Origin of the sequence: Nonomuraea sp. 3N208 (genome assembly GCF_052245935.1) — a bacterium.
Classification (GTDB): domain Bacteria; phylum Actinomycetota; class Actinomycetes; order Streptosporangiales; family Streptosporangiaceae; genus Nonomuraea.
In genome coordinates this window covers 277,638-289,417 of sequence record NZ_JBQQBR010000004.1, presented here as the reverse complement: position 1 = coordinate 289,417, position 11,780 = coordinate 277,638, and the positions used below count along the sequence as shown (strand labels likewise).

At 68.0% G+C, this 11,780-nt stretch carries 15 protein-coding genes and 1 pseudogene; 12 read left to right on the top strand and 4 right to left on the bottom strand.

Annotated features, from left to right (window positions below; all coding sequences use genetic code 11):
* Window positions 1-42: 42 nt before the first annotated feature.
* On the bottom strand, window positions 43-228 hold the full coding sequence (locus ACTWPT_RS07670) for a hypothetical protein (protein WP_443176540.1): 186 nt from the start codon (window positions 226-228) through the stop codon (window positions 43-45).
* Window positions 229-441: 213 nt separating this feature from the next.
* On the opposite strand from ACTWPT_RS07670, the gene ACTWPT_RS07665 reads away from it, so the two are divergent.
* The 3 genes from ACTWPT_RS07665 to ACTWPT_RS07655 all read left to right on the top strand — a co-directional run bounded on the left by ACTWPT_RS07665 (window position 442) and on the right by ACTWPT_RS07655 (window position 2,723).
* Window positions 442-1,185 carry an SDR family oxidoreductase gene (locus ACTWPT_RS07665; protein WP_443176539.1) on the top strand — a complete coding sequence of 248 codons (744 nt, stop codon included), beginning with the start codon at window positions 442-444 and terminating at the stop codon, window positions 1,183-1,185.
* A 240-nt stretch (window positions 1,186-1,425) separates the two neighbouring features.
* The gene (locus ACTWPT_RS07660; protein ID WP_443176538.1) at window positions 1,426-2,223 is read left to right on the top strand and encodes a thymidylate synthase; all 798 of its coding nucleotides are present in this window, start codon (window positions 1,426-1,428) and stop codon (window positions 2,221-2,223) included.
* Window positions 2,220-2,723, top strand: coding sequence for a dihydrofolate reductase (locus ACTWPT_RS07655; RefSeq protein WP_443176537.1), 504 nt, complete (start codon window positions 2,220-2,222; stop codon window positions 2,721-2,723). The genes ACTWPT_RS07660 and ACTWPT_RS07655 overlap by 4 nt, the downstream gene beginning before the upstream one ends.
* A 31-nt stretch (window positions 2,724-2,754) precedes the next feature.
* On the opposite strand, the gene ACTWPT_RS07650 is transcribed toward ACTWPT_RS07655, so the two are convergent.
* A complete protein-coding gene (locus tag ACTWPT_RS07650) occupies window positions 2,755-3,741 on the bottom strand; it encodes a DUF5937 family protein (protein WP_443176536.1) in 987 nt (328 codons plus the stop codon).
* Between the two features lie 48 nt (window positions 3,742-3,789).
* On the opposite strand from ACTWPT_RS07650, the gene ACTWPT_RS07645 reads away from it, so the two are divergent.
* From ACTWPT_RS07645 to ACTWPT_RS07615, 7 genes and pseudogenes are all read left to right on the top strand, one after another.
* Window positions 3,790-5,049: an MFS transporter gene (locus ACTWPT_RS07645; RefSeq protein ID WP_443176535.1), complete on the top strand. Its 1,260-nt coding sequence runs from the start codon at window positions 3,790-3,792 to the stop codon at window positions 5,047-5,049.
* Window positions 5,031-5,741: an alpha/beta fold hydrolase gene (locus ACTWPT_RS07640; RefSeq protein ID WP_443176534.1), complete on the top strand. Its 711-nt coding sequence runs from the start codon at window positions 5,031-5,033 to the stop codon at window positions 5,739-5,741. The genes ACTWPT_RS07645 and ACTWPT_RS07640 overlap by 19 nt, the downstream gene beginning before the upstream one ends.
* A pseudogene (locus tag ACTWPT_RS07635) lies at window positions 5,726-5,824 on the top strand (VOC family protein); the annotation flags it as partial. The gene ACTWPT_RS07640 and the pseudogene ACTWPT_RS07635, both read left to right, overlap by 16 nt.
* Window positions 5,825-5,870: 46 nt before the next feature.
* Window positions 5,871-6,569: a hypothetical protein gene (locus tag ACTWPT_RS07630; RefSeq protein WP_443176533.1), complete on the top strand. Its 699-nt coding sequence runs from the start codon at window positions 5,871-5,873 to the stop codon at window positions 6,567-6,569.
* Window positions 6,570-6,910: 341 nt separating this feature from the next.
* Window positions 6,911-7,270: a hypothetical protein gene (locus ACTWPT_RS07625; protein ID WP_443176532.1), complete on the top strand. Its 360-nt coding sequence runs from the start codon at window positions 6,911-6,913 to the stop codon at window positions 7,268-7,270.
* A complete protein-coding gene (locus tag ACTWPT_RS07620) occupies window positions 7,258-7,599 on the top strand; it encodes a hypothetical protein (RefSeq protein WP_443176531.1) in 342 nt (113 codons plus the stop codon). Before ACTWPT_RS07625 ends, ACTWPT_RS07620 begins: the two co-directional genes overlap by 13 nt.
* Before the next feature lie 80 nt (window positions 7,600-7,679).
* Window positions 7,680-8,285, top strand: a complete 606-nt coding sequence (locus ACTWPT_RS07615) for a cadmium resistance transporter (RefSeq protein ID WP_443176530.1) — start codon at window positions 7,680-7,682, stop codon at window positions 8,283-8,285.
* 27 nt (window positions 8,286-8,312) lie between these two features.
* On the opposite strand, the gene ACTWPT_RS07610 is transcribed toward ACTWPT_RS07615, so the two are convergent.
* Window positions 8,313-8,741, bottom strand: a complete 429-nt coding sequence (locus ACTWPT_RS07610; protein WP_443176529.1) for a MarR family winged helix-turn-helix transcriptional regulator — start codon at window positions 8,739-8,741, stop codon at window positions 8,313-8,315.
* Window positions 8,742-8,796: 55 nt separating this feature from the next.
* Here ACTWPT_RS07610 and ACTWPT_RS07605 point away from each other — a divergent pair, with 55 nt between their 5' ends.
* A complete protein-coding gene (locus ACTWPT_RS07605; protein WP_443176528.1) occupies window positions 8,797-9,129 on the top strand; it encodes an antibiotic biosynthesis monooxygenase family protein in 333 nt (110 codons plus the stop codon).
* 271 nt (window positions 9,130-9,400) lie between these two features.
* Here ACTWPT_RS07605 and ACTWPT_RS07600 read toward each other — a convergent pair whose 3' ends face one another.
* Window positions 9,401-9,946 (bottom strand): GNAT family N-acetyltransferase, encoded by a 546-nt coding sequence (locus ACTWPT_RS07600; RefSeq protein WP_443176527.1) that lies wholly within the window; start codon window positions 9,944-9,946, stop codon window positions 9,401-9,403.
* Between the two features lie 121 nt (window positions 9,947-10,067).
* On the opposite strand from ACTWPT_RS07600, the gene ACTWPT_RS07595 reads away from it, so the two are divergent.
* The gene (locus ACTWPT_RS07595; RefSeq protein ID WP_443176526.1) at window positions 10,068-11,687 is read left to right on the top strand and encodes a hypothetical protein; all 1,620 of its coding nucleotides are present in this window, start codon (window positions 10,068-10,070) and stop codon (window positions 11,685-11,687) included.
* The last annotated feature ends 93 nt before the right edge of the window (window positions 11,688-11,780 follow it).

The window sequence follows — 11,780 nt, the reverse complement described above, 5'->3', positions numbered from 1 at the left end:
TGGCCTTGGCGTTGGAGAAGCCGCGCCCCTCAGTCATCATTGTCACAGCCTCCTCTGGCGTTCTGCTCCACCGCCAGGACCGTGGCACTTGCCGCGTCGTCCAGATGCACCCAGGAGGAGTAGCCGGTACTGCCGCTTGTGGATGAGCTCGACCTGGCGGATCGCCGCCGCCCCGGCGCCCGCCGCCGTACCCTCCTCCGGGTCCGGCGGGTCCTCCTGGGTCTCCACCTATCCACCCTGCCGGATGCCGTGCCGTAGGCGTGGCTCTGCGCGACGACGTCGTCCGGCCCAGCCGAGGCCACCGCCTCACCGACCGACATCGCATCCAGGCCGTCCATCACCACGCCCTCCGCCCCCGCCGGTTGTACCAGCCACTGGGTCGCGATTGTGAGGCCGCTCACACCGTGTCACAGCCGATCGGGGCATCTCGTCTCAGAGGGCATGACGAACTCGGAACAGACCTCGGTGCTGATCACCGGAGGCAACAAGGGGCTCGGCTTTGAGGCGGCCCGGCGGCTCGGGGAACTGGGTTGGACGATTTTCCTCGGCTCGCGTGACGAAGGGCGAGGACGGGCGGCTGCCGCGAAGCTGACGGCCGGTGGCGCGAACGTGGTCATGGTCCCGCTGGACGTGACCTCGGACGAGTCAGTGACCGACGCCGTACGGCTCGTCCGGGAGCACACCGACCGGCTGGATGTGCTGATCAACAACGCCGGCACGCCGGGAAAGGTCATGGCGCCCGCGGACGCGACGGCTGATGAGGTGCATTCCGTCTACGACACCAACGTGTACGGACCGATCAGGGTCACGCACGCGTTCCTTCCCCTGCTGCAGGCGGCGGACCATCCGCGGGTGGTGATGGTGTCCAGCGGCGGCGGTTCCTTCGCGGTTGTGACCGATCCGGAGCAGCCCGTCTCCACAATGCACGAGCTCGCCTACACCTCGTCGAAAGCGGCGCTGAACATGATCACCGTCCGGTACGCCCAGGCGCTCCCGAAGATCAAATTCAATCTCGTCACTCCCGGAGAAGTCGCCAACCGCACATTCACCGCCACCGACATGAACAATCACACCGGCCAGCTGACGGTCACCGAAGGCACGGACCCGATCGTCAAACTCGCGATGATCGACGCCGACGGGCCGACCGGGATCTTCATCGATCGCCTTGGCCCCGTTGCCTGGTGACTGGACTTCCCCCCATTTGACGGAAACCTGATTTTGGGCACCCAGCTCGACCGGGATGGCGCACTGCGACTCGCGACCACAGCATGCCTCGATGTCACATCCGTCAGGTGTGCGGGGAGGTCATACCGCCGCGATGGGTTGACCCTGACGCAGGGTCAACCTCGCACGCCGGTGCCCCGCATACCGTGGAGACATGACCGTCGAACGCCCCCTTGTGGGTGGCCACTAGACTCGACAGCCGTGGCGGACACTCAGTACGAAGACCTGTTGCGGCTGGTACTCACCTCTGGGACGGCCAAAGCCGATCGGACAGGCACCGGCACCCGAAGTGTCTTCGGGCACCAACTACGCTACGACCTCTCACAGGGGTTCCCGCTGGTCACCACCAAAAAGGTGCACCTCAGGTCCATCGTGTACGAGCTGTTGTGGTTCCTGCGCGGCGACTCGAACGTCGGCTGGCTGCATGAACACGGCGTCACCATCTGGGACGAATGGGCCGACGCGAACGGCGACCTCGGCCCGGTCTACGGCGTGCAGTGGCGCGCCTGGCCCACCCCGGACGGCAGGCACATCGACCAGATCAGCGACGTTCTCGACACTCTGCGCCGCGACCCGGACTCCCGCCGGATGATCGTCTCCGCCTGGAACGTCGCCGAGCTGACCAAGATGGCACTCGCGCCATGTCACGCCTTCTTCCAGTTCTACGTCGCCGACGGCAAGCTCTCCTGCCAGTTGTACCAGCGCAGCGCGGACCTGTTCCTCGGTGTGCCGTTCAACATCGCCAGCTACGCCCTGCTCACGCACATGGTGGCGCAGCAGGCCGGTCTCAAGCCGGGCGACTTCATCTGGACCGGCGGCGACTGCCACATCTACGACAACCACGTCAAGCAGGTGACCGAGCAGCTCTCGCGTACGCCGTTCGAGTTCCCCGAGCTGCGTCTGCGCCGAGCCGACTCACTTTTCGACTACGCCTACTCCGATGTGGAAGTGCTCGGCTACCAGCACCACCCGGCCATCAAAGCCCCGGTCGCGGTGTGAACGTCGGGCTGATCTGGGCGCAGACCCTCGATGGCGTGATCGGCGCGGATAACGCGATTCCGTGGCGACTGCCTGAGGACATGGCGCATTTCAAGGCGACCACCCTCGGCCATCCAGTGGTGATGGGACGCAAAACGTGGGATTCACTGCCTTCGCGATTCCGCCCGCTATCCGGCAGGCGCAACATCGTGGTGACTCGCGATCCGCATTGGGTGGCCGAAGGCGCGGAACGTGCCGGGTCCATCGCCAAGGCGCTGGAACTCGCAACGGAGCCGTTGGAGCCGGCCGCCTCTGCTGCGGCATGGGTGATCGGCGGCGGGGAAATTTACCGTGCGGCCTTGGCATATGCCACGACGCTCTGGGTGACTGAAGTCGACACGACGGTGGACGGCGACACCTACGCCCCGATACCGGACCCGAGGTGGAAAGTGGCCGAGGACAGAGGCTGGCAGTCCTCGACGTCCGGGCTGTGCTACCGCATCCGCAGATACACGCGGTGACGGTCAACCGATAGGAATGCGAAGGTGGGTCTCAGGAGGCGGCGCAGAGCGTGTCGCCCAGCTGGGATCGTACATAGAAGACCTCGCGACCGCTGCGGCGTCGCGTGATCAGGCCGCTCCGTCGCAGCACCGCCAGGTGCTGGCTGACCGCGCCGGGCGCCATGGCCAGCCGCCGCGCGAGGATGGTCGTCGTGGCCGCGTCGCTGAGGGTGACGAGGATCCGGGCGCGGGTCCTTCCGATGAGGGCGTCCAGCGCATCGGGGGTGGGCACGGCCCCTTGCGACCAGATCGTGCCGACGCCGGGCACGGGATAGACCAGGTTCGGCTGGTACGGCTCGGCCATCACGGTCGTGTTCGGCCAGTGGAAGACGCTCGGGATAAGGATCATGCCGTCGCCGCTGATCGGCCCGCTGCGCCGCCAGGCACGGGTCCGCACGCGAAGGCGGCCCTCGTTCCAGGTGATGTTCTCGTGTAGGTCGTTGAACATCGAACCGGCGCCGTCACGTGCCAGCTGCCGGGAACGGCGCAGCACCTCCGACTCGAACAGCCCGCGGATCTGCGGCCAGAATCTGTCCATCGCCGCGTCCCAGTACAGGCGCAGCTCGGCGACCGCCCGTGCGACACCGGCCGCCGGGTCGTCGAGGAACTCCCGCACCACCGGGCTGTCGGCGCCGGGAAGCCGCCGGGCCTCGGAGACGGCCTCGTCCAGGTCGGCCGCGCCGACCAGCTCCAGTTCGGCGGCGATGTCCGGCAACGGGGTGGCGGGCGGGGGAGTCAGGAAGTCGGCGAAGTACGGGCCGAGCGGGACCAGCGCGAACAGCAGCCGCAGATCCAGCCCGGCGAGCCGGGGACGGACCGCCCGGATCCACGGCAGGTGCATCGCCTGCCTGCTGGGGTCCTGCAACACGCGCAGGCTCGCGACCGCCTCGGACACCGGCGAGAAGGCGAACCTCACCCTGGCGAGATCGACAGAGGTGAAGTCGAACTCGGCGAATGAGGATAACGAGGATTCAGCCACGGATTAAACATTTAGGGGTTCCAGGTCCCCGGGTCAACCATGAACGCCATGGCAGTCCTCACCTCGCGGACGTCCCCGGCGCCTCCGGGCCCGCTGTCGTTGCCGCGCCCGTTCTGGATGCTCTGGCTCGGCACCGTCATCAACCGCACCGGCGCGATCGTGCAGCCGTTCCTGTCGGTGTACCTGGTCCAGGTCCAGGGCTTCACGCTCCCGCAGGCCGGGGCCGTCATGACGGCCTTCGGCGCCGGCTCGCTGCTGTCCCATGTGCTCGCCGGCTGGCTGGCCGACCGGTTCGGCCGCCGGGTCACACTCACCGGCGGCATGCTCGCCGCCTCCGCCGCGATGGTCGGCCTCGGCGCCGCGAGCGGGTTCCCCATCGTGGCGGCGACCGCGTTCCTGCTCGGGCTGACCATCGAGTCGTACCGTCCGGCCTCGCAGGCGATGGTGGCCGACCTCGTCCCGTACGCGCTGCGCCCGAGGGCGTACGGGCTGCTCTTCTGGGCGGTGAACCTCGGCTATTCCGTCGCGATGGTCGTGGGCGGCCGGCTCGCCGATCAGGGCACGCATGCGATCTTCGGCGTGAACGCGGCCGTCGCGGTGGTCTTCGCCGCCGTGGTGTGGCGTACCGTGCCCGAGTCCCGCCCCAGCGCGGGACCCGCGTCGGCTGCGGGCCTGCGAGCGGTACGGCGGGACCGGCTGATGCTCGCGGTCTGCGCCGTCACCATGGCCTACGGCGTGCTGTACGCCCAGGCGTTCACCACCCTTCCGCTGGCCATGGCCGGGCAGGGCGTCAGCCGTACGCACTTCGGCCTGGCCATGGCGCTCAACGGCATCCTGATCATCGCCGTTCAGCCGCTGACCGGAGCGTGGCTGGCGCGGCGGGATCCCTGCCGTGTCCTGGCCTCCGGCACCGCGCTCGTGGCGGCGGGTTTCGCACTCACCGCGCTCGTGCACGACGTGCGCGGGCTCGCGCTCACGGTGGCGGTCTGGACCGCCGGGGAGATCGTCATCGCAGGCACCCTTCCCACGATCGTGGCGGCACTCGCACCTCCGGAACGGCAGGGCACCTACGCCGGCGTCTCCGGCATGAGCTGGGCGGCGGGCGCGGTCGTCGCGCCAGTGCTCGGCACCGCGCTGCTCCCGCTGGGGCCGCAGGTGTTGTGGAACGTCATCGGCCTCGTCGGCGCGCTCTCGGCCTTGGGCGCGCTCCTCATCGCGGGCCCGATCCGCAGGCGCACCATGTCCGGCGCCGGTCAGCATATTTCCGCACCTCAAGACTTGGAGCAACCATGTCGGCCTTCGTACTGATCCATGCTTTCGGATCGGGGCCCCGCGCCTGGCAACCCCAGATCGACGCCCTCGGCGCCGAACACCGGATCGTCGCCCCCGAACTGCCCGGCCACGGCGACACCCCCGGCCCGCTGACCCTTGACCGCGCCACCGCCGCCATCAGTGAGGTGATCACCGCGCAGCCCGAGCCCGTGCACCTGGTCGGCATCTCCGGCGGCGGCACCATCGCCCTGCTGACGGCACTGGCCGTCCAGGAACGGCTGGCCGGGCTGGTCGTCTCCGGAGCCTCCGCCAGGCCGGCCAGGACGGACGCGGTGCAGCGGGCCATCATGGGTTTGCTGCCCGCCGACGTGCTGGCCGGGATGTTCAAGGGCATGTATTCGGGCGGCCGCCCTGAGCACGAGGCCGCCGCCGTGGACGACCTGCGCCGGGCCGGCAAGCGGACCCTGCTGGCCGGGCTGCGCGAGCTGGGTCGCCTCGACCTGCTGCCCCGGCTGGGCGAGATCGGCGTGCCGACCCTGGTGCTGAGCGGCGAGAAGGACAGGCCCAACATCGCCCACGCCAGGCGGATCGCCGCCGCCGTCCCCGGCGCGGAGCTGCGCCTGGTGCCCGACGCCGGCCACCTGTGGAACCTCGAGCACCCGGGGCTGTTCTCCCGCACCCTCACGGACTTCGCTGCCGGTCTCCGTTGCCGCTGCATATCGACGTGAACCCCACCGATCGTGACCAGGATGAAGAGCTCGAGCGCCTGCTGGCTGTCGGCGCCAAGCCCGCCGACGTCCCCTTGACGGGTTCGTCCTTTACGGGGATATGGCCGAGTGGTGGGTTAGATTAACCCTGTGGGCGGGAGAGCCGGGCGTGCGGAGTGGGAAGCAGTTGCCGCCGAGCTTCGTGCCCATCGGCGAAAGGGCCTGGGCCAGCTGCTCACCGAGGACACCGTGCGGTTCGCCTCGGCGCGGGCGTTAGTGGATGCGGGCGTTGATCCGGCCGCGCTTCGTGTTGAATCGCCGCATCCCGTGCTCAAGGGCTCGCGCATCGACCTGGTGGCCGATGGTCACCCGCCTGTGCTCGTCGAGTTCAAGTTCCCACGAGAGCCGAACGAACAGAACGCGGCATGGACGATGGCGTTGGGGGAGGTGCTCAAGGACTTCTACCGGCTCGCCGCGTTCCCAGGGGCGGCGGAGCGCCTCTTCGTGTACGTGGAGACGGCACGGCTGCGCCGTTACATGGCCGGTGCCGCGCAGCGGTACGGCATGGCCATCGACACTGAGCAGGTCGTCCTGTGCCCTGCCGATGCGGCGCGGCTGCCGACGACAGCGGCTCAGATCATCGGTGCCGAGCTGGTTGCCCACCACGTCCAAGCGCGGCGAGCCTCCCTTCTCGATGTGGATGACGGTTTGAGGTTGGCGGTGTATGTGGTGGACCCGCTGGGCGTGCCACCTGATCCGGCCGTTGGACGCCTTGCCGCCGATGACACTCCTGAAGATTCGGCGTCCGTCGCCGTGCAACCGATGGTGAGGCGTCGCCGCGGGTGGTGAAGGAGGCGGGCAGCGTACCCGTGCGGTTCCCGACCGCGGCGGCGGCGGTGCCGGCGATGACGAGGTTCACGGCGCGGCCGATCAATTCCGTCCGGGGCCGCCTTGCGCATATAGGGCAAGCGCATCCGGCGCATCAGCTTGTCCAGCTCCTCGGTCGCGCTTGCCCAGTCCTCGGCCTCGGCTGGCGCAAAGTCCTGTCACTCTGACGAGAGCACGTCGAGAAGTACGCGTGGCAAGATCGGGATGACGTGGCGCCCGTTGGAGGAGATCGACAATGTCGATGGACCCAGGCGCCACCTTCAACGATCGCGCCGGCGTGAAAACGTTCCGCCAGGAGGAGGATGACAGTGGCACGAGTACTAGTGGTTGGTCTCGATCCCGCCAAGATCGAGGGCTGGGACCCGGAGCCGGTCCAGGCGGCGATGGCACGCGGTCAGGCCGGTTTCGACGATCACGATATCGAGGCCGACTGGTGCCTGGTGGCACTCGACGAGAACCCCGAAGGAACGATCGTGGAGGCGCTGACCCGCAAAGACTACGTCTGCGTGGTGATCGGGGGCGGCATCCGCAAGCACGAGCCGTTGCTCGAACTCTTCGAGAAGGTGGTCAACCTGGTCCGGCAGCACGCGCCCGACGCAGCCATCGCCTTCAACAGCAGCCCCGAGGACTGCGCCGACGCAGCTCTGCGGTGGCTGCGCTAGACCAGCAGGTCAGGTGCCTTGGCCAGGGCTTCTTCCTCCAGCAGGATGTCGAGCTGGGCGACACCCACGGCATCGAGATCATCGGCCGGGAACGGAAGCTGATGGCCGAGCCCAGTACCGACATCAAGTCTCGCTACTACGGTGACGACGGCAGCACCCTCGACTACACCTATGAACTCGAGGGCGACACCCTCACTATCTGGGCGGGTGAACGGGGGTCCCCCGCCTACTACCAGGGCACCTTCAGCCCCGACGGCCGCAGCCTCATCGGAGCCTGGGTCTACCCGGGCGGGGGCGGCTACGACTCCAACGCCGAACGCGTCGAATAGGACTGTTACGGGCGGCACCCTCGGCCATCGTGGTGGGCAGGGCGGGAAGGCGCTTCGTCGGTCGGGTAAGTTCGCGGGCCGTGGGCGGGATTTCAGGAACCATCGGGGCGGCGGCCGGAATGTTCGCCGGTACCAACATCGACGACATCATCGTGCTGACGGTGCTGTTCCTGTCCTGGCGGGCGAGCGCAAGACCGCGGCCGTGGCAGATCTGGGCCGGGCAGTACGCCGGGATCGCAGTTCTGGTGCTGGTGTCGGTCGTTGCGGCACTCGGGTTGGCGATCGTTCCCGACGACTGGGTCGGCCTCCTGGGGGTGGTCCCCTTCGCGCTCGGCGTCAAGGTGCTGGTCTCAGCCTTGCGGGCTCGCGGCGACGGCGGGGATGCCTCTCCGGTGGTCGCGTCCGGGATGGCGTCGGTCGCCGGGGTGACGATCGCCAACGGCGCCGACAACATCTCGGTCTACACCCCGGTGTTCCGCGCCATCGGCACTGGACCCACCCTGGTCACCATCGCCGTGTTCGCCATCGGCGTCGCGGTATGGTGCGTGGCCGCCTCGTGGCTCGGCTCCCACAAGAAGATCATCGACGTGATCGAACGGTACGGCCACTGGCTCGTGCCCGCCGTCTTCATGACCATCGGCAGCCTCATCGTCATTGAGTCCGGGGTCCTCACCAAGATCTTCTGATCCTGCGCCGCCTGGTGTGTGCAGGTGTCACGTCAGGTTTCGGGTGCAGGCGGTGAGGAGGGAGGCCAGCTTGTGTACGTCGCTGGGGGGAAGCCCGGTGATCATGCGTTCCTCTACGTCGAGCACGATGGTGTCGGCTTGATCGAGGAGGGTCTGGCCGGCCTCGGTGAGGGTGATCGGTAGGGCGCGGCCTGTGGTCGGTCGGGCGGCGACGGAGGCTAGCCCGGCCGCGGTGAGTCCGCTGAGCACGTCCCGTAGCGACTGGCGGGTGACGAAGGTACGGCGGGCGAGTTCGGCGGCCGGGGCCCCGGGAGCGTCGGCCAGCGCCCGCAGCACCGCGTATTGGGACATGGAGAGGCCCAGCTCCCGCAGGCGTTCCTCGCAGGAGCGGCGGAAGGCTTGGTCTGCCTGCTTGATCAGGTAACCGATGCGCCGGCTCACGCCCTCTTGACTCATGACAGGAACCTTACACATAATCGACTGTGTAAGGAACCTGACATATGGAGCAGCCATGACCGCCACGACCACCATCACCGCCGGCGCCCCGATCGCTACGCTGATCAACGTTTTCACCGTCCAGGCCGACCGCCAGCAGCGGCTGGTCGATCTGCTGGTGCGCGCCACCGAGGAGGTGATGCAGCATCAGCCCGGATTCATCGCCGCCAACATCCACGCCAGCACCGACGGCACCCGCGTGGTCAACTACGCGCAGTGGCAGTCCGCGGACGCTTTCCATGCCATGCTCGACAACCCCGCCGCCCAGGTGCACATGCGCCAGGCTTCCGCCATCGTCGACCAGGTCGACCCCCACCTGCACACCGTCGAATCAGTGCACCACCGCTGACCGGCTGCCCGGCTCCGGGCCTGAGCGCGTCACCAAGCGGCCTGAGCGCGTCACTAGGAGCAGACCGCCGTCACTCCGCTCACGTCATGGGCGCCTCGTGGCGCCCGATCAACGTGATCGGCCCTGACGGCACCGCCCCGCACTGGTCGGTCGAGCCGGCGGGCTGAGACCGTTCGTGTCGAGCCGGACCGGCGGCGTGCACCTAACGTCCACTCAGATTCCGCTGTGGTCGGCCGTACGCTGGCCGCCTTGGGCCGTCTTGGCCGCGACGTCAGGTACGTGAGGCGGTGATGGCGGTCCACTCGGCGCGGGTCATGGCGTACATGCGGGCGGGCCGGCCGTACCGGTCGGTGACCTCGTCGGTGTGGCTCATGCCGAGCTTTTCCATGATCCGTCCGGACCGTACGTTGTCGCTGTTGAAGGTGGCGATCAGGGACGACGCACGCGCCTGTGTGAAGGCCTCGTCACGCACCGCCGTCGCGGCCTCGGTCGCGATGCCGCGGCCCCAGGCGTGCGGCTCTATCCACCAGCCGATCTCCAGCACTGGCGCGGCGAGCCCGGGGGCCTGCCCGTCGGAGAGGGAGACCAGGCCGAGGAACGCGCCGCCGGCTCGCTCGGTGATGGCTCGCAATCCGTACTCGCGATGCTTCAACTGCTCGATGGCGAGGTCGTGGCGCTGGAGAGCGTAGTCTCGGCTCCACAGGCCGCTGCCGATGAACTTCATGACCCGCTCGTCACTGGACAGCCGGACGAGGTCCTCCTTGAACCGTTGCTCCCAGGGGAGCAGCGCCAGGCGGGGAGTGAGCAGCTCTCGCACAGTGCCGGAGCCTACCGGTTCGTGTGGACGGCTCCCGGTCCGCATGGCTCCGGGTTGATGACATCGTCGATCGACGCAAACATACCGCGGACATACCGCGTGTCCCTAGGGTCAGCTGTTCATGAAGGCCGACGGCGACCGGTGGTCGCGCAGGGATGTGCTCCGGCTCGGCAGCGCCGGGGCGATGGCGGCGGTGGGCATGGGGGCGCTGGCTCCCGACGAAGCCATGGCGGCCGAGACAGGCGCCGGATGGCACTCCCGACTGGTCTATCCGGGCTCTGACGGCAGGCTCGTCTATCGGGTCGACAGCGCGGGCAACCGCATACCCGACTTCAGCTGGGCGGGCTACCGCAACGGGGAGGTGGCGCTGCCGAACGTTGACGTGGTGCTGGAGATCGGGCCGGTCAGCGGTGACAACACGACGCATATCCAGCAGGCCCTGGACAAGGTGGCGTCGCGCCCGCTCAACGAGGCTGGCTTTCGCGGCGCGCTGCGGCTCAAGCCGGGGACCTACCCGGTGTCGGGGACGCTGCATCTGAGGCACAGCGGTGTTGTGCTGCGCGGCTCAGGGAAATGGGGCGATCCTGCCGTGGACACCGTGATCATCGGGACTGGCTCCGGTTCTGTGGAGACAGTCATCAAGGTGGGCGGGGGCGTCGCCAACTGGAACAGTCAGAAGCCGGGCACCAGGACCGACATCGTGACGGGTCTGGTGCGCGTCGGCAGCCGCAGTTTTCAAGTGGCCGACGCGTCCAACCTCAGGGTGGGCGACAATTTGATCATTACCCACCCGCACACCGCGGCGTGGGGTGCGGCCATCGATGGCGGCGGTACCCTCAAGGGCGGCCAGGGCGAACCGTGGCCCGTGGGCTCGCGGCCGATCATCTACAGCCGTTACATCCAGGCGATCGACGGCAACATGATCAGGGTCTGCGCACCGGTGTTCAACCACCTCGACCGTGCGTTGAGCCAGTCGTACGCGCACGTGTGGACCCAGGCGGGCCTGATCAGAAACGTGGGTGTGGAGAACCTTCGCGTCACCATGGGGTCGCCACCCGCGGAGGACGAGAACCACCAGATGTCCTGCGTGATCCTCGACGGCGTGGAGGACGCCTGGGTCAAGGACTGCCAGTTGCTGCAGTTCAGTTACTCCGGGGTGCTTTGCAGGCGGGCCACACGCGTCACCGTCCAGTCGGTACGGGCAAGTCACCCGCGATCGAAACTGGTGGGAGAGCGCAGGTACAACTTCCAGGCCGCGCTGCTGTCCCAGCAGGTGCTCTTCCGTGATCTGTGGTCGGAGCAGGCACGCCACGCGTTCGTGTCCAACGGCGCCACCACGACCTCCGGATGCGTGTGGGCGGACGGCTACAACAAGAACGGGTACACAGAAAGCGGCGGCCACCAACGCTGGACCCACGGGCTGCTGTTCGACAACATCAAGGAGATCGACACCCTCAGTGACAAGGCGTGGGTGCTGAACCTGCACAACAGGGGCCACATCTCCAATCACGGTTGGTCGTCGGCGCACAGTGTCCTGTGGAACTGCACGGTCGACAGTGGCCGACGCGCCTGCGTCCAGCGTCCCCCCACCGCGCAGAACTACGCCATCGGCACCAAGGGCGGTGCTTCCGGCGTGAACTGGTGGTCCAACATCCCCACCGGCCACATCGAGGGAACCAATAGCACGGGTCTACAGCCCGCCAGCCTGTACGCCGCCCAATTAGCGGACCGCCTCGGTTAGTGCCTCAGCGCCAACGGTGTAGTGGTGAATTCGCCGCAGAAGGACGAGTTCTTCGTGAGCACCGCCGTGTGCGGCCCGATCCCGGCGCCATGA

Coding starts and splice junctions, on each gene's coding strand:
- ACTWPT_RS07665 (WP_443176539.1), top strand. CDS start 442: ATGACGAACTCGGAACAGACCTCGGTGCTGATCACCGGAGGCAACAAG.
- ACTWPT_RS07645 (WP_443176535.1), top strand. CDS start 3,790: ATGGCAGTCCTCACCTCGCGGACGTCCCCGGCGCCTCCGGGCCCGCTG.
- ACTWPT_RS07640 (WP_443176534.1), top strand. CDS start 5,031: ATGTCGGCCTTCGTACTGATCCATGCTTTCGGATCGGGGCCCCGCGCC.
- ACTWPT_RS07625 (WP_443176532.1), top strand. CDS start 6,911: ATGACAGTGGCACGAGTACTAGTGGTTGGTCTCGATCCCGCCAAGATC.
- ACTWPT_RS07610 (WP_443176529.1), bottom strand. CDS start 8,741: ATGAGTCAAGAGGGCGTGAGCCGGCGCATCGGTTACCTGATCAAGCAG.
- ACTWPT_RS07605 (WP_443176528.1), top strand. CDS start 8,797: ATGACCGCCACGACCACCATCACCGCCGGCGCCCCGATCGCTACGCTG.
- ACTWPT_RS07595 (WP_443176526.1), top strand. CDS start 10,068: ATGAAGGCCGACGGCGACCGGTGGTCGCGCAGGGATGTGCTCCGGCTC.